This window comes from Pseudomonas sp. NS1(2017) (assembly GCF_002269425.1).
Lineage (GTDB): Bacteria > Pseudomonadota > Gammaproteobacteria > Pseudomonadales > Pseudomonadaceae > Aquipseudomonas > Aquipseudomonas reactans.
In genome coordinates this window covers 3,536,843-3,553,669 of the sequence record NZ_CP022960.1, presented here as the reverse complement: position 1 = coordinate 3,553,669, position 16,827 = coordinate 3,536,843, and the positions used below count along the sequence as shown (strand labels likewise).

At 62.6% G+C, this 16,827-nt stretch carries 13 protein-coding genes; 12 read left to right on the top strand and 1 reads right to left on the bottom strand.

Going from position 1 to position 16,827, the window contains the following annotated elements; genetic code table 11:
• Positions 1–66 precede the first annotated feature (66 nt).
• On the bottom strand, positions 67–696 hold the full coding sequence (locus CI807_RS16915; RefSeq protein WP_095017568.1) for a LysE family translocator: 630 nt from the start codon (positions 694–696) through the stop codon (positions 67–69).
• Positions 697–1,322: 626 nt separating this feature from the next.
• On the opposite strand from CI807_RS16915, the gene CI807_RS16910 reads away from it, so the two are divergent.
• The 12 genes from CI807_RS16910 (at position 1,323) to CI807_RS16855 (ending at position 16,803) form a co-directional block, all read left to right on the top strand.
• Positions 1,323–2,762, top strand: coding sequence for an undecaprenyl-phosphate glucose phosphotransferase (locus CI807_RS16910; protein WP_095015421.1), 1,440 nt, complete (start codon positions 1,323–1,325; stop codon positions 2,760–2,762).
• Complete coding sequence (locus tag CI807_RS16905; RefSeq protein WP_095015420.1) at positions 2,762–4,222, top strand: mannose-1-phosphate guanylyltransferase/mannose-6-phosphate isomerase; 1,461 nt, start codon at positions 2,762–2,764, stop codon at positions 4,220–4,222. Before CI807_RS16910 ends, CI807_RS16905 begins: the two co-directional genes overlap by 1 nt.
• Before the next feature lies 1 nt (position 4,223).
• Positions 4,224–5,135 carry a glycosyltransferase family 2 protein gene (locus CI807_RS16900; protein ID WP_095015419.1) on the top strand — a complete coding sequence of 304 codons (912 nt, stop codon included), beginning with the start codon at positions 4,224–4,226 and terminating at the stop codon, positions 5,133–5,135.
• A 29-nt stretch (positions 5,136–5,164) separates the two neighbouring features.
• Positions 5,165–5,941: a polysaccharide biosynthesis/export family protein gene (locus tag CI807_RS16895; protein ID WP_095015418.1), complete on the top strand. Its 777-nt coding sequence runs from the start codon at positions 5,165–5,167 to the stop codon at positions 5,939–5,941.
• Between the two features lie 14 nt (positions 5,942–5,955).
• Positions 5,956–7,947 carry an exopolysaccharide transport family protein gene (locus CI807_RS16890; RefSeq protein ID WP_095015417.1) on the top strand — a complete coding sequence of 664 codons (1,992 nt, stop codon included), beginning with the start codon at positions 5,956–5,958 and terminating at the stop codon, positions 7,945–7,947.
• On the top strand, positions 7,947–9,137 hold the full coding sequence (locus CI807_RS16885) for a glycosyltransferase (RefSeq protein ID WP_095015416.1): 1,191 nt from the start codon (positions 7,947–7,949) through the stop codon (positions 9,135–9,137). The genes CI807_RS16890 and CI807_RS16885 overlap by 1 nt, the downstream gene beginning before the upstream one ends.
• Positions 9,127–10,455 (top strand): cellulase family glycosylhydrolase, encoded by a 1,329-nt coding sequence (locus CI807_RS16880; RefSeq protein ID WP_095015415.1) that lies wholly within the window; start codon positions 9,127–9,129, stop codon positions 10,453–10,455. Before CI807_RS16885 ends, CI807_RS16880 begins: the two co-directional genes overlap by 11 nt.
• Before the next feature lie 8 nt (positions 10,456–10,463).
• A complete protein-coding gene (locus CI807_RS16875; RefSeq protein WP_095015414.1) occupies positions 10,464–11,681 on the top strand; it encodes a glycosyltransferase family 4 protein in 1,218 nt (405 codons plus the stop codon).
• Positions 11,672–12,775, top strand: a complete 1,104-nt coding sequence (locus CI807_RS16870) for a glycosyltransferase family 1 protein (RefSeq protein WP_095015413.1) — start codon at positions 11,672–11,674, stop codon at positions 12,773–12,775. The genes CI807_RS16875 and CI807_RS16870 overlap by 10 nt, the downstream gene beginning before the upstream one ends.
• Before the next feature lie 2 nt (positions 12,776–12,777).
• Positions 12,778–14,205 (top strand): O-antigen ligase, encoded by a 1,428-nt coding sequence (locus tag CI807_RS16865; RefSeq protein ID WP_095015412.1) that lies wholly within the window; start codon positions 12,778–12,780, stop codon positions 14,203–14,205.
• The gene (murJ, locus tag CI807_RS16860) at positions 14,205–15,614 is read left to right on the top strand and encodes a murein biosynthesis integral membrane protein MurJ (RefSeq protein ID WP_095015411.1); all 1,410 of its coding nucleotides are present in this window, start codon (positions 14,205–14,207) and stop codon (positions 15,612–15,614) included. Before CI807_RS16865 ends, murJ begins: the two co-directional genes overlap by 1 nt.
• A 142-nt stretch (positions 15,615–15,756) precedes the next feature.
• The gene (locus CI807_RS16855) at positions 15,757–16,803 is read left to right on the top strand and encodes an acyltransferase family protein (RefSeq protein WP_371857981.1); all 1,047 of its coding nucleotides are present in this window, start codon (positions 15,757–15,759) and stop codon (positions 16,801–16,803) included.
• Positions 16,804–16,827 lie beyond the last annotated feature (24 nt).

The window sequence follows — 16,827 nt, the reverse complement described above, 5'->3', positions numbered from 1 at the left end:
TTTCAAAAGTGACCCGCCGTAAGGGCGGAACCCTAAGCAGCCGTTACCCAAATAACGGATATGTACTCAGGATGGCCGAGACATCACCGCCAAACGCACCGCCAGCACCGTCAGCACCGTCGCCAACCCCCACTTCTGCAGCCAGGCACCTTTCGAGCGCCTGGCAAAAAACCGACTGAGCACTCCACCAAACACCCCCAGCAGCACATGAAACACCGCTGCAATCAAAGTCAGCACGCCCCCCAGCACCATCAACTGCACCGCAATAGACCCTACTTCTGGTCGCACAAACTGCGGCAAGAACACCAGAAAAAACAACAACGCCTTGGGATTAAGCAAACTGTTGAGCATCGCTTGCAGAAACACCCGCCCCAAGGGCACGCGACTGACATGCACCGCGTCGCCTCCAGCATTTTTCTGCAACGTCTTGAACACCAACCACAACAGGTAAACCACCCCGGCATACCGGATCAGGTCAAAGGATGGCGGCCAACTGGCAACCAACGCCGTCACCCCGGTGGCGGTCAAGGCGGTCAGCAACAGATCCGCCACACCAATGCCCAGAGCCGACGCCATTCCACCGCGCCAGCCGTGGGTCACGCCATGACTGATCACAAAGGCCATGTTCGGCCCCGGTGATAACAGCAACAACAGCACCGCACCGGAAAATACCGCCAGGGTCGCAAGGTCGATCATGCTCAAAGCCATCCACCGGAAAAAGCCTGCAGATTAGTCGGTGTCCTTGGAGCGGACAAAAAATTGTGCTGGATACAATGTTCTGCGGTAACTGCGAATGGCCAGGCGACTACAACACTGTCGGCACTGCCGCGCGAGGCAACTTCTACGGTAAATCGCATCATTTCATAGTTACTGTTCCAGACAACTTCCCTTCAGGCGAAAGCCCCGCAGGCAGGGCACTGAGTGCGCCCTGCCAACCCCTGTCTGTCCCCCTTTCCCACCTCGTCTCGAAAAAGGTTTTTCCTTTAAGCAGGAAAAATCTCACATTTGTTCCTACACTCAAAAACACACCTGATAACCGAGTGTTCAGACAAGGAACGTCAAGAAAATGCCAAAAAAAAGACTCATTAACCGGTCTAGCATGCAGCCTCCGCACCATCGTCAAATCATTGACTAAGTACAGTAAGGGAACACTCCTTTAGTCACTACCCCCGCAAAATCCCTTCAAATGGATAGCTGCATTTGGATTGGAAAGTTGCGTATTACCCAGAGTAGCCCGTTTGACCTGCGCTCTAAAGCAACCTGCTGCTTTATTGAGCGAACAATCAAACAGCGAAGCCTGGAGTGCAATGAGGGATGTTTTTATGCGAGAGAAGTCGTCCGTCGACAGTTTGTTTTTAACGCGCGCCGGTTTTGTTGAGTTCTTTGTAGTTTTCGTCAAGTTGATCCATGGCCTCACGGCCATTTTGCCCCCACTGGTCCTGGTACTCTTCCTGGACCCGATGAACCCTGAGCTGCGCGCCCACTTCCTGGGCCTGCTGGTTTTTTTCGCGGTCCTGACCATCATTCTGTTCCAGGCGCTGGGTATCTATTCCGAAGAATTGTTCAGCAACCGGCTGCGCCTGAGAACCAAGATCAAGGCCTGGACGGCGGCTTTTTGCTTCCTGCTGTTCATGTACCAGATCCTGCAGTTCTTCCCGCAATTGACCCCGCGCAATCTGGTGACGTGGTACATCGTCAGCCTGGGGCTGTTTTGCCTTGAGCGCCTGGTCATGCTGCGTCTGTATCGCCGACTGATGCGCGCGGGCAAATACCTGCAACGCACGGTGATCCTGGGTTTTACCGACACCGCCGTGCACGTCGCCGATCACCTGCAGCGCAACGGGGATATCCGTTCGGGGCTGATCGGTTTCATCGACGACCGCACCGAGCGCATTCCCAAGGAGCTGAGCAACCTGCCCCTGCTGGGTAATACCCGCGACCTGGAAAAGCTGATCCGCGCCGAGCAGGTCAACCAAGTGATGATCTGCCTGCCCTGGGCCGCCGAACAACGCATCCACGGTTTGGTCAACCGCCTGCGGCAGTTGTCGGTGAACGTGATGCTGGTGCCGGACATGGCCGCCCTGCGCTACGGCCACAGCAAGATCACCGATGTGGGCGGCATCCTGATGTTCAACACCTCGCAATTGCCGTTGCGCGGCTGGTCGCCGGTGATCAAGCGCTGTGAGGATTTGCTGCTGGCCAGCCTCGCGCTGGTCTGCCTGTCGCCAGTGATGCTGGCAACGGCGATTGCGATCAAGCTCGACTCCAAAGGCCCGGTGCTGTTTCGCCAGAACCGCTACGGCTACAACGACAATGAAATCCGCGTGTTCAAGTTCCGTTCGATGTTCACCGATCAGAGCGACTTCACCGCCGAACGCCAAACCACCCGCGAAGACCCGCGCATCACCCGCGTGGGCCGCATCATCCGCAAGACCAGCATCGACGAGCTGCCGCAACTGTTCAACGTGCTGCTGGGCAACATGTCCATGGTCGGCCCGCGCCCGCATGCCACGGCAACCAAAGCGGCGGGCGTTCCCTTCGAAGTGGCGGTGAGCGAATACAGCTCACGGCACCGCGTGAAGCCGGGCATCACCGGCTGGGCGCAGATCAACGGTTACCGGGGCGAGACCGACACCCTGTTCAAGATCCAGAAACGGGTCGAGTACGACCTGGAGTACATCTCCAAGTGGTCGGTGTGGTTTGACTTGTACATCGTCTTCATGACGGTCCCGGCCGTCCTTTCCACCAAGGAAGTCTATTGATGAACACACTCAACGGATTAATTCCCTGCATCATTTCCGGTGGTTCGGGCACGCGGCTGTGGCCGGTGTCTCGGCAGAACATGCCCAAGCCGTTCATGCGCATGCGCGACGGCCAGAGCCTGCTGCAGAAAACCTTCCAGCGCGCCGCCAAATTGCCCGGCGTGGAAAGCGTGTTGACGGTGACCAACCGCGACCTGCTGTTCCGCACCCTGGATGACTATCGCCTGGTCAACAAGGCCCACCTGCCCCTGGACCTGCTGCTGGAGCCGTTCGGCCGCAACACGGCAGCGGCGATCGCCGTGGCAGCGTTGCACGTGCAGGAACACTTCGGCGGTGATGCGCAGTTGCTGGTGATGCCCGCCGACCATTTGATCCTCGATGAAGTGGCGTTCGCCGAAGCCGTGACCCGGGCCCGCGACCTGGCCGAAGCCGGCTACCTGGTGACCTTCGGCATCCAGCCGGATCACCCGGAAACCGGCTTCGGCTACATCGAACAAGGCGAGCCATTAAGCACAGGCCATCGGGTCAAACGCTTCGTCGAAAAACCCGACCTGGCCACCGCCCAAGCCTACCTCGACGGCGGCAAACACCTGTGGAACGGCGGCATGTTCTGCTTCAAGGCCAGCACCCTGGTGGACGAACTCGCCACCCACGCGCCTGACGTTCTGGAAGGTGCGCGCGCCGCCCTCGACCACAGCCAGAGCCTGCAAAACAAGACCTCGCGCCAGCGCGAACTGGACTCGGACGCCTTCGGCCGTGCGCCGGATGTTTCCATCGACGTGGCGCTGATGGAGAAGTCCAAGCAAGTCGCCGTGGTGCCCTGCGACATCGGCTGGAGCGACATTGGTTCCTGGGAAGCCCTGCGCCAGCTCACCCCGAGCGACGCCCATGGCAACCAAGTCAATGGCGAAGCGATTCTGCATGACGTGCACAACTGCTACATCGACTCGCCCAAGCGCGTCCTCGGTGCCGTGGGCGTGCGCGACCTGATCATCGTCGACACCCCGGACGCCCTGCTGATCGCCGACGCCCACCGCAGCCAGGATGTGCGCTACATCGTCGCCGAGCTCAAGCGCCAGAACCATCCGGCGTACAGCCTGCACCGCACCGTCACGCGGCCGTGGGGTACCTACACCGTGCTGGAAGAAAGCAGCCGCTTCAAGATCAAGCGCATCGTGGTCAAGCCCCAGGCGTCGCTGTCGTTGCAGATGCACCACCACCGTAGCGAGCACTGGGTGGTGGTCAGCGGCGCCGCGCAAATCACCAACGGCGAGCGTGAATTCCTGATCAACGCCAACGAGTCCACCTACATTCCTGCCGGGCACAAACACCGTCTGACCAACCCCGGCATCATCGACCTAGTGATGATCGAGGTGCAGAGCGGCGAGTACCTGGGCGAGGACGACATCGTGCGCTTCGACGACATCTACGGGCGCGCCCCGGCAGAAGTGAAAAAATAGTATGCGCACGTCACTGATCATCCCGACCCGTAACGCTTCCAGCTACCTGGCGCGCCTGTTGCCGGCACTGAAGATGCAGACTCTGCAACCTGACGAGATGCTGGTGGTGGACAGCGCCTCCAGTGATGACACCGTGGCGCGCTTTCGCGAATTCGGCGCACGGGTCGAGGTGATCGACGCGCGCGACTTCAACCACGGCGGCACGCGGCGCTGGGCCAGCGAACAAGTGGCCGGCGATGCGCTGATCGTGATGACCCAGGATGCGATCCCCGCCACTCCCGAAACCTTCGCCAACCTGCTCGCCGAATTGCAGCAGGACCCGCTCAACGGCGTGGCTTACGGCCGCCAGTTGCCGCATCCGGATGCGGGTGTGCTGGGTGCGCAATCGCGGCACTTCAACTACCCCGAGCAGAGCCGTAGCAAGAGCCTGGCCGATGCGCCGGAGCTGGGCATCAAGACCTGCTTCAGTTCCGACTCGTTTTCCGTTTACCGACGCAGCGTGTTGCAAGCGGTGGGCGGTTTTCCAGAGGATGTGATCGGCAGCGAAGACGCCTATGTGGCGGCGCGCATGCTGCTCGAAGGCTACAAGGTGCGCTACGCCGCCACGGCGCTGGTGCATCACTCCCACGATTACAAACTCATGGATGAGTTTCACCGCTACTTCGATATCGGCGTGTTTTACGGTCGCGAGCCCTGGATCAAACAGGCCTTTGGCGATGCGGGTGGCGAAGGCAAGCGCTATGTGCTGGCCGAACTCGCGGCCTTGCGCAAAGCCGGGGCCTTGCACCGCGCCCCCGAAGTGCTGGTGCGCAGTGCGTTCAAACTGCTCGGCTACCGGCTGGGCCATCTGGAGCGTCGCCTCCCCCTCGCCCTCAAGCGGCGCATCAGCATGTTTCCCGGTTATTGGAGGTGAGCATCATGACCCACAGGAAATCCCCCTTGATGAAACGAACCCTGCTCGTCGTGGCCATGATGGCCCTGGCCGCCTGCAACACGCCGGCACGCATCGTCCCACCCGACGGCAAGACCGTCGAGGAAGGCAAACGCGCTCTCGACCAGTTGGCCCAACTGCCACCGGCGGTGGAGCGCATCCGCATCGGCGACCAACTGCGCATCGTGCGCGATGCCGGCGAGATGCCAACACTGTCGGCGTTCAACGTCAGCACCATTTATGAACTGACGCTGTACACGGTGCAGACCGACGGCAAGATCAACTACCCGTTCCTGGGGCCGGTGCAGGTCGCGGGTCGCCCACCTTCGGAGCTGGCCAAGGAGTTGACCAGCAAGCTCGCGCCCATCTACCGCGAACCGCGCGTGACGGTGAACATCAACCAGGCGCCGGGCAGTTCGATCATCGTCGGCGGCGCGGTGAACAACCCGACGGCGGTGCAGCTCGGCACGGCCAACACCCTGGAACAAGCCATCATCGGTGCCGGCGGCGTCAGCCCGGCGGGTAATGCAAGCATGGTCGCCCTGCTGCGCGAAGACGCCCAGGGCGCGTATCGGGCGTACTTCCTGGACTTCAGCCAGTTACTCAAGACCGGCCCCAACGGCCGCAAACCCGTGCATCTGCAACGCGGCGATGTGGTGTTCGTGCCCAAATCCAACGTGGGCGAGCGCATCCAAGGGGTGGATACCTACATGAACCAACTGATCCCGTTCACCAAGTCCATTGGGGTGGGCTACAACTACACCCGAACCAGCGGCGGCAATAACTAAAGGAGCGACATCCCATGATCGAGATCCGTTCTTTTCGTGATCTTCTGCGCTTGTTCTTCATCTTCCGGCACGAGTTCAAACTGGCGGCGATTGCCGCGCTGGTGATCATCCTGCTGGGGGCGTTCCTGCTGCCGGCCAAGTACGAATCCACCGCGCGACTGTTGGTGAAACCAGGGCGTGATTCGACCTTGCCCATCGAGATCAGCAACCGCCAGGCGCTGGTGATGCCCAGCACCCAGCGTGATCCGATTGTCGACGAGGAGCGCCTGCTCACCGGCCGGCCCATCGTGCGTGCGGTGGCCGAGCATTACCTGGAAGTGATCGAAAACGCGCCGCCGCCGGAGGGCTTCTGGAAGCGCACCAAGTACTACGTCAAGAGCGGCGTGGGGGCGGTGTTCGACGGCGTGCGCGTGGTCATGGAAACCGTCGGCATCGTCGAAAAAACCACGGCGGTCGAACGCCTGGCCGCCGGACTGGAGAAGAACTTCGAGGTGAGCCACGCCGCTGGTTCCACGGTGATGGACATCACGTTCAAGTGGAGCGACCCGGAAATCGCCCAGGCGGTGGTCAAGGATTGGGTCGAAACCTACATCAACGAGCGCACCGAGGCCCTGGGCCGCAAGAGCCTGTATGCCTTCTATGAAGGCCAGGTGGCCAACAGCGCGACCGAGATCAAGAGCTATAAGGAGCAGATACTCACCCACTTGAACCAGATCGGCGCGGCGAGCATCACCGACCGCCTGGAAGACTTGTCCGAACGCATCAACGTACTGCGTGGCGAGACCTTCAATACTACGCGGCTGATCGCGTCCTCCGACAGTGCCATTGCGAGCACGCGCACACAGCTCAAGGGCCAGCCCAAGGAAGTCACCACGGTGCGCCAGATCGCACTGAACCCGCAGCAGCAGGATTTGCGTCGCCTGCTCAACCAGAAGCTGCTGGAGAAGGCCGACATGATGCGTACCTACACCGACAATGCGCCGCCGGTCAAAGCCCTGGACGCATCGATTCGGGCCATGCAGGTACAGGTCAACAGCGAGAGCAACACGGTGCAAGCCTCGGAAAACCGTGCGCCAAACACCCTGGAAATCCACTTGCAGCGCGTGTTGCTGGATGAAACCAGCAACAACCTGGCGCTGCGCACCCAACTGGTTCAACAGCAAAAACAACTGGTGAACCTGGAAGCCCAACGCAAGGAGGCCCTGGAGATTGAACCGGAGCTGGCCCGCCTCTCCCGCGAGCTGAACACCACCGAGCGCAACTACGCGCTGTACGTGGATAACCTGGAAAAATCGCGCATCGACCGTGAGCTGGATAACAGCCAGATCAGCAACATCGCCGTGATCGAAGAAGCCACCCTGAACCCGGGCCGCATCTTCCCGAAAACCCTGGTGATGCTGGTGTTGGCGATCCCGTTTGCCATCGTGGTCGGCCTGCTGGTGATCTACCTGTGCTACCTGCTCGATCAGCGCATTCACGACGGCGGCCTGGTGGAACGCAAGTTCGGCCTGCCCCTGTGGACCACCCTGCCGGAGCTGGACACCTCCACCGCGCAAAGTACCAACGCGTTCAATGCGAGCATCTACCGCTTGTACAGCCTGCTGCAGCCCGACCGCATTGCCGAGCAAGGCCTGACCCTGGGCCTGACTTCGGCGCGCCATGGCGAAGGAGTGACCTTCGTGGTGGAGCAACTGCGCCAATTGCTGCATGAGAACGGCATCAATGTGCGGGTCGGTGGGCTGGAAGCCGTCGCACCGGGTGAAGTGGTGCTGCTCGACGCCTCGGCCCTGCTGGACAACCGCGAGGCGTTCATCAACCTGCGCCGCGCCGACCTGATCGGCCTGGTGGTGGAAGCGCGCAAAAGTACCGTGCCGGTGGTGGAACATGCGCTGTCGATCCTCAACACCGCGTTTGGCAAGGTGGACGGCATCATCATCAACCGTCGCAAGTTCGAAGTGCCGGGCAAAGTGCTGCACACCATCGGCAAGTACCGGGGAGCGTTCTGATGCGTATCGCCCTGCTCGCGCCCTTGCCACCGGAAAAGAACGGGATCGCCGACTATGCGAACCATTTCCGCACGGCACTGGAAAAACTCGGCGTGACGGTGCTGACACCGTTGGCCGGGGTGGCGGGCAATTCCGAGGCGATCCAGCAGGCCATCGCGGCGTTCGACTGGCAGTCCGTCGACTTGGTGCACGCCGAGTTGGGCGGCGGGCGGCTGGGGGAATTCCTGGCCTTGCGTGAACTGCGCAAGGCTTACCCGCAGTTGCCGCTGACGGCGACCGTGCATGACCCGGAGCGCATCGTGTGGCGGCGTGAACACCTGCCCTTTCCCTTGAACCTGTTGGAGCGCCTACCCAGCCCGTTGCCCCAGGCGGCGGTGGTGCTGGCCGACCCGCTGACCCTGCGCGAAGAACGCCAGGTCGCCAAAGGGCTGACCCGGCTGGTGACCCTCACCCGCCTGGGCGCCGACTGCTTGACCGAGCGCATGCAACTGCCGGCGGGCAAAGTCGCGGTGATCAACCACGCCAACCTGGCGATTGCACCGGCGCCTCTCCCGTCGCTGGACACCCTGCGGCTGCTGTATTTCGGCTTTATCTACCGTGGCAAAGGCATCGAGGACCTGGTGCAAGCCTTGGCGGATGTCTTCAAGCAAGCCCCCGAATTGCGCGACCGCGTGCGCTTGACCCTGGCCGGCGGCACGGCCGCCGAAATGGCGTTTGGCGCGGGCGGCAACTACCTGGAACAGCTGAACGCGCAGATCGCGGCATTGGGCCTGACCGACGCCATCGACTGGCGCCTGAACCTGCCGGCCGATGAGATCGCCCAGACCATCCAGGCCCACCATGTGATGGTGCTGCCCTACCGCGAATCGAAAAAACTCGGCTTGCTGGGGCGCCAGCGCGGCACCAGTGGTGCGTTGTCCTGGGCCACCGCCTGTGGGCGCGGCGCGATCACTTCCGATGCGCGCGCGTTCGCCGAGGAAGTCGCCAGCGGCAACGGCGCGATCTATCCCGAAGGCGACGTGGCCGCGTTGGGCGAACAACTGCTGCGCCTGGCGCGCACGCCACTGCTGGCGCGGGATTGGGCTGAGCGCGCCGGGGAAATCGGTCGCGAACGCCTATGGCCGTTGACCGCGCAGAAATTCAAACAGCTCTTCGAGCAGGCCATCAGCGGAGGCCCTTATGGCGCGTAAACGCACCTACCTCGCCACCTTTGCATTGGTGGCCGCACTGGGCTTGACCGCATTCTTGTGGGGACGCCAAGCGGACGCCGAAAGCCATGTGCTCAAGGGCAGCAAGGAGGTGGTGTGGAAGGATTTCCTGGGGGTGAATGCGCAGTTCCTGTGGTTCAGCCCCGAGCGTTACCAGAAGCAGATCGACCGCCTCAAGGCGCTGGGCCTGGAGTGGGTGCGCCTGGATTTGCACTGGGATCAACTGGAAACCGCGCAGAACCAATACAAGCTCGCCACCCTCGATGAACTGGTGGGCAAGCTGCAACAGAACCAGATCAAGTCAGTGTTTTACCTGGTGGGGTCGGCACGCTTTATCACCAGCGCGCCACCGCTGTCGCTGTACCCGGACCAGTACCCGCCAAAAGATCCCAATGTGTTCGCCAACCGCATGGCGCTGCTCTCCCAGCGCTACCCCAGCGTCGAGGCCTGGCAAGTCTGGAACGAACCGAACCTGATCGGCTTCTGGCGCCCGGTAGCGGACCCTGCCGGCTACGCGAACCTGTTGACCGTCACCACCAACGCCTTGCGTGCCGTGAACCCGAACAAACCAGTGGTCGCCGCCGGCATGGCGTTCTTCAGTGAAATGCCCAACGGCCAGACCATGTTCGACGCCTTGGGCGCGCTGGGCGTGGTCAGTCTGAACACGATCATCTCCTACCACCCCTACACCCAATTGCCCGAAGGCAACGACCCGGCCAACCTGGATTTCATCGCCAAGACCACCCAGCTCAACCAGGCCCTGCGCAACGGCGGCGTGCAAACCTTGTGGAGCACCGAGTGGGGCTGGTCGACCTACAAGGGGCCCAAAGACGCCCAGGACATCATCACGCCACAAGCACAGGCCGACTACGTGGTGCGCCGCCTGGCGCTGATGAGCGCGATGGATTACGACAAGATTTTCCTGTTCACCTTGAGCGACCTCGACCAGCGCGCCAGCGTGCGTGACCGTTCGTACGGCTTGCTGGACATCGACACCAACCCCAAGCCGGTCTACACCGCGCTGAAGAACTTCCTCGATGTCAGCGGGCCGAAGCTCACGCCGGGCGATCCACCGGCTGCCGACGCGTTGCCCGACGGCCTGTTCAGCATCGGCTGGACCCGTTCCGACGGGCGCAAGCTGTGGTTCTTCTGGTCGGCCCAGGGCGGCAACGCGCACTTGCCGGGCTTGGCCAGCGCCACCCTGTACGACCCGCTGCGCGGCACACAAACCCCGGTGAGCGGCGCCAACGGCCTGACCGTTCCGGTCAAGTCGAACCTGCAAATTCTGTTATGGGAGTGAGGCCTGCCATGCGCATTTTATGGATCCTGCCCTACTCGCCCTGGCCCGCCACCAGCGGTGGCAAGACACGCCAGTTCCACCTGCTGCGCAGCCTGGCCGCGCGGGGGCATCGGATCACCTTGCTGCTGCATGACAAACACCCGGTGTCACTCACCGACCGTCAGGTGCTGGAGGCGTTTCTCGAACAACTGATCATCCTGCCGCGTCGTCCTCTGCGCAGCGTAAAGACCCTGATCGCCGGATTGTTCGCGCCCTACCCGCTGCTGGCCAGCGTGAATGGCTTGTCGGGGGCGTTGCAGGACACGTTCAACCAACTGCTCAACGAACACTGGGATGTGGTGCAGATCGAGCACACGTACACCTTTCAACCTTATGAAGATGCGCTGACGCGTAAATCCCAGCCGTTCGTGCTGACCGAACACAATGTCGAATCCGCGCTCGGCGCGGCCACGTATGACCGCCTGCCAGGCTGGTCGCTGCCGTTCATTCGCTACGATCAATGGCGCTATACCCGCTGGGAACGGCGTGTGATGCGCCAGGCCACGCAGGTCGTGGCGGTGACCGACAGCGATGCCCAGACCCTGGAAAAAATCGCCGGCAAAGCGGTGTCGGTGGTGGTCAATGGCGTGGATTGCGATCACTTCGCAGCGGCACGTCCCGACCCCTCGACCCGCCGCGTGCTGTTCCTCGGCAACTACGAGTACGCGCCCAACGTGGACGCCATCGAGTGGGCCCTGGATGAAATCCTGCCCAAAGTCTGGGCGCGTTGCCCGGACGCGCGCATGAGTGTGTGCGGCTTTGGCATGCCCGACAGTTGGCGTGAGCGTTGGCCGGACCCGCGCATTGAGTGGCAGGGTTTTGTGCCCAACCTGCTGAAATTGCAGTCGAGTTGTTCGGTGTTTCTGGCACCGTTGCGCCATGGCGGTGGCTCCAAGCTCAAGGTGCTGGAAGCCTTGGCCGCCGGCTTGCCGTTGGCGAGTACCGAGCAAGGCGTGTCGGGGTTGGACCTGGTGGAAGGCCTGGACTACCTCGGCGGGCAGACCGCCGTGAGCCTGGCCGACGCCGTGGTGCGCCTGCTGCAATTTCCCGACGCCGCCGCGCCCATGGGCGAAGCTGGCCGTGCTTATGTGCGACGCGCCCATGACTGGAGCGTCGCCGCCAGCCAGCTGGAAAAGGTGTACGCCAGCCTTTCGCCCGTGAATCAAAAGGAGCCCGCATGCGTGTAGGCCTGGATTACCGCACCGTCGGCACCTCGCCGCAATCGGGTATCAGCCGCCAGGTGTATGCGCTGGAAAGCGCCCTGCACGGTCTGCCAGGCATCGAGCTTGAGCGGTTTACCGTGGCGCCCCTGGGCGATGAAACCCGCTTGCACGCCCATTGCCCGGCCTGGGGCTGCGCCAAGACCGCGATGCACCAGCCGCAGAATCGCCTACGGTTCGAGGCCGGTTTTCTGCCGCGTGCGTTGCGTGAACAGCAGATCGATTTGTACATCAGCACCTTCAATATGGGCCTGCCATTGCCGCCCAAGCCGAAGGGACTTCGCACGGTGGTGCTGTTGCATGACCTGTTTCAAATCACGCTGAACAACTACCACGCCAACCGTCTGAAGGCGCTGATCTACAAGACCAGCGATCGCCTGTCGATTGCCTACGCGGTGCACAGCGCAGACCGGGTGTGGACGCCGTCGCAATACAGTGCCGATGAGACTGCACGGTTGTTTCCCAAGGCTGCCGGCAAGATTCGCGTACTGCCCAACCAGGTCGATGGCTTTGCCGACCTGGCGGCGGACCTCAGCGCTCGCCAATTGCCCGAGCACTTTTGGTTGCTGGTGGGCACGCGTGAGTTGCGCAAGAACGTGCCGTTCCTGGTCGACGCCTGGCAGCAGGCGCGACAGCAATCCCCTGCCGTGCCGGAGTTGGTGCTGGTGGGCAGCCTTGAACATTTGCCCGAGGCGCAGCGCACCCTGCCGGGGATTCGTGCGCTCAGCGGTGTGTCGGATGCCGAGTTGCACGCGCTGTACCGCCAGGCCTCGCGCCTGTGGCAGCCGTCCTATGCCGAAGGTTTCGGCCTGCCGGTGATCGAAGCCTTGAGCGTCGGCACCCCGGTGGCGGTGGCCAGCGGCACTTCGCTGGATGAAATCACGCCGCCCTCGGCGCCGCGTTTTTCGCCCACCGACGGCCCGGCGTTGACGCAACTGATGCTCAGCCTCAACGAGCGCGGCGAAGAAGAATCACCCGAGCAAAACCGGGAATGGGCGCAGCGTTTCAACCAACACGCCTACCGCCGACGCCTAGCCGAATTGATCGAGGAACTGAAGTGAGAATGACCCTGCCCAGCCTCGTCGCCATCCTCTTCGGCCTGTTGTTTGGCGCCGTAGCCCTGCTGTTGTCGCCGGCCAAGGCGTTCCTCGCCGTGATCGGCCTGGCCGGGGCGGTGACCATCCTGCGCTTTCCATTCTGGGGCCTGTTGCTGTTCGCGCTGGTCGCTACGTTCATGCCGTATTCCACGGTCAACCTGGGGATTCGCAGTACTGTCAGCGAAGCCATCCTGGCGATGACCTGGGGCGCCGTGCTGTGGAACAGCTTCCTGGTACGCCTGCCGGATACGCCGAGCCTCACCCGGCGCCCTACCGACCAGATGCTGTTGTGGCTGATGCTGTTCAGCGTGTTTCCCTTCATTGTCGGCCAGGTCACCATCCACGCCGACAGCAGCGGCGTGGCCAACTGGCTACGTTGGTTGCTGAACTTGTCGGGGGTGTTCCTCTGCGCCAAGCTGCTGGTGGACCACAAGCACCGCGAATCCCTGGTGATCGCCCTGCTGTTGGGCAGCCTGGCCATGCTGGTGCTGTCGATTGCGGTGTTCGTGCGCACGCGCTCCGGAGCCGGCATTGCGCCGGTGCTGGCACTGTTCAACTACGGCAACTTCGACATGCTCAAATTCGGCCTGGAAGCCATGTCTTCGCGCATGGGCTCGCCGTGGATGCACCCGAATGCCATCGGCGGGATCATGGCGCTGTTGCTGCCCCTGGCCTTCTGTTTCGGCATGACCGAGCAAGGCTGGAAACGTGCTCTGGGCCTGGGCGTGGCGTGCCTGGGCGCGGCGGCCTTGTTGTTGGCGAGTAGCCGTGGCGCGATGGTCAGCCTGGCGCTGGTGCTGCTGTGGATGGCCACGCGCCGGGTGCCGTATACCGGGCGTCTGCTGATGATCGGCGCGGCGCTGACCGTCGTGTTGGTGATGGCCTATCCACCGTTGCAGGAACGCCTGGCGACGATCTTTTCTTCGAGCAACGCCAGCACCGAAGTGCGTTTCGACGAGTACCGCATGTTCCCGCAGGCGGTGGCGTCGTACCCGTTTGGCATCGGCTTCAAGGTCGATCCACCGGTGCCCGACACCCACCTGCTGGGCATCTCCAACCTGTGGCTGAACTACGTCTACAAAACCGGCATCATCGGCATGCTGTTCTTTATCGCAGTGACCGTGCGCTGGTGGCGTGAAGCGCGCCCGGAAAACGGCCCGATCCGCCTGACCAAGGACAATGCGCTGTGGCTGGGCACCACGGCCGGGATTCTCTCAGCGCTGGTCAGCGGCCTGTTCGACCACTACTTCAGCTTTGCGGTGGTGATGGTCGCGCTGTTCTGGTTGATGGTCGGCATCAACGTGCTGGAAGCACGCCGGCTGTTTCCGGCACGCCTGCCGCAGGTGAAACCGGTGGTCTTTCGCAAACCCGTGCTTGATGGCGCCAAGCCCTGATGCTGGGCTCCGCGGTCTGGCTGACGCTCGCGACACTGCTGGGCCTGTGCCTGGGTTTTGCCCGCGAATGGCTGCTGGTGGCGGCCTGGGGCGCGGGCGAGCGCAGTGATGCGTTCCTGATCGCGCTGTTTTTGCCGGAAGCGCTGCGCATGTCACTGGCCGGCGGCGTGCTGAGTGCCGCGGCGCTGCCGCTGTACCTGGCGCGCAAGGACGACGAACGCCTGGGCTGGCTGGCCGTGTTGTTCCCGGCGCTGCTGCTGATCGCGCTGGTCACCAGCCTGCTGCTGACGCTGTTGGCGCCGTGGCTGGTGCAACTGCTCGGACCGGGCTTGGCGGCGAGCGCCACGGCGCTCGCCAGCAGCAACTTGCAGATCGTCGCCTGGTGCGTGCCGGGGTTGATGCTGCACGCGCTGTTCAGCATCCCGTTGCAGGCCAGCGAACGCTTTGTGCTGGCCGGCCTGGGTTCGTTGTTGTTCAACCTGCCGCCGGTGACCTACCTCGCCCTCGCTGGCACCGCCACCCAACCGCACTCGCTGGCCCTGGCCTGCCTGGTCGGCAGCCTGTTGATGCCGTTGGCGTTGCTGCCCTCGATGTGGCGCCAGGGCTGGCGGCCGTGGCGCTGGCAATTGTCGCTCGCGCCCCTGCGGGAATTGGGCCAGCGCATCGGTCCATTGTTACTGAGCAACGGCGCCAGCCAGGGCCTGGCGCTGATCGAACGGTTGGTGGCATCGCTGCTGGGTGAAGGCGCAGTGACCTGGGTCAACCTGGCACGCAAGCTGATGAACCTGCCGCTGATTGCGCTGATGAGCCTCAACCAGGTGCTGCTGGGCATGATGAGCCGCCGTCAGGGCGATGAGCGCCTGGCCCTGCTTAAACGTGGCCTGGAAACCGCCAGCGTATTGACCCTGCCCGCCGGTGTCGGCCTGGTGGCGGCGGCCCCGAGCCTGGTGGCGTTGCTGCTGCCCAAGCAATCGCTGGACTCGCCGTTGCCGCTGCTGTTGGCCTGGTTTGCCGTTCCGCTGGTATTCGGCGCCTGGAATGCTTTGCTCGCGCGCTATGCCTACGCGGCCGGGGACACGCGCCAGCCACTGCGCTGCGAATTGCTCGGCAGCCTGGTCAACGTATTGCTGCTCGGCGTGCTGCCGTTTGTGTTCGGCCTGGCGGGGATTCCGTTGGCGGCGCTGGCCGGGGTGGTCTGCACCGCGCTGCTGCTGATGCAACGCCAGGCCTTGCTCGGCGCCCTGCCCTGGGCGCGGAACTGGCTGCTCAGCGCCGTGCTGATGGGCGTCGCGGCGTTGGCGCTGTTTCGGATTGAAGGCGTGTGGCTGCAACTGGGGCTGAGCACCCTGGCCGGCGCCGTGGTCTTGCTGGGCATGGGGCTGTGGCTGAAGCCGTGGCGCAAGGCATGAGGCTTTCTGTAGGAGCGGGCTTGCCCGCGAAGAACGCAAGGGCGCCGCGTTTACCCCGGATAGCAGCGTTATCGTTGACGATTTTCGCGGGCAAGCCCGCTCCTACAAGGGGCGGTGTGGTTTATAGAGGGAGGGTGATCAGGTGAAACATCGTTGGATTCAAATGGACATTGCCAAGGGCATCGGCATCCTGATGATCGTGTACGGTCACAGTTGGTTCGTGGCGAACTCGCTGGAGCTGCAGTACCCGATCATCGCCTCGTTCATCTTGCCGTTGTTCTTTTTTCTGTCCGGCGTGTTCTTCAAGCCCGAGCAACCGTTTGTGGAGATGGCCGTGCGCAAGGCCGATGGCCTGCTCAAGCCGTTTTTTTTCACCATGCTGGTGTATGTGATCGTACGCGACGTACTGCGCGGCCAGCCCCTGCTGCCGGATATCGGCGGCGTGCTGTATGCCTCGGTGGATACCATTCCCTGGCAGGCGCTATGGTTTCTGCCGCACTTCTGGGTGGCGATCCTGTTCAGTTGGGTGATGCTGCGCCTGATCCAGCACCTGAAGCTGTCGCTGCCGGTGGGCTGCCTGCTGATGGTGGTACAACTGTTGATCGGCATCTGGGTCCTGCCGTGGTTCTGGCAAATACCGGTGAGCGTCGGCGGGCAGACCTGGACGCTGCCCGGCCTGCCCTTCGGCCTTGAAATCACCCTGATCAGCAGCACCTACTTCATCTGCGGCTACCTGCTGCGCGACTGGCTGCGTCGGCATGAGGGATCGTGGCTGGCGCTGCTGATGTCGGTGGCGTTGTTCGCCGCCGTGTTCCTCTACAGCCACGCCACCATGGACCTGGCGCAGCGCCGCTACGACCATTGGCTGTGGACCAGCCTGCTGGCGGTGCTCGGCGTGTACGCGTGCTGGTCGCTGGCGCGGGTGCTGATGGTGTCGACCGTCATCACGCGGGCGATGACCTACATTGGCCAGAACACCTTGATCCTGCTGATCTTCCACGGCGAGATCCAGCACAAGACGGTTGACCTGCTGGAGCGCCTGGGGCTGCACGCGTTTGTCGCGGCCTGCGTGGGTTTTGTGGTGGCTGTGGTGGTGCCTTTGCTGATCGGGGAAGTGATCAAGCGGGTGGCGTTTTTGCGGTTTTTCTACTTTCCGTTTCCGGTGCGCAAGGCACAAAAAACCCTGTAGGCGTTCGCACCTACAGGGTGTTGG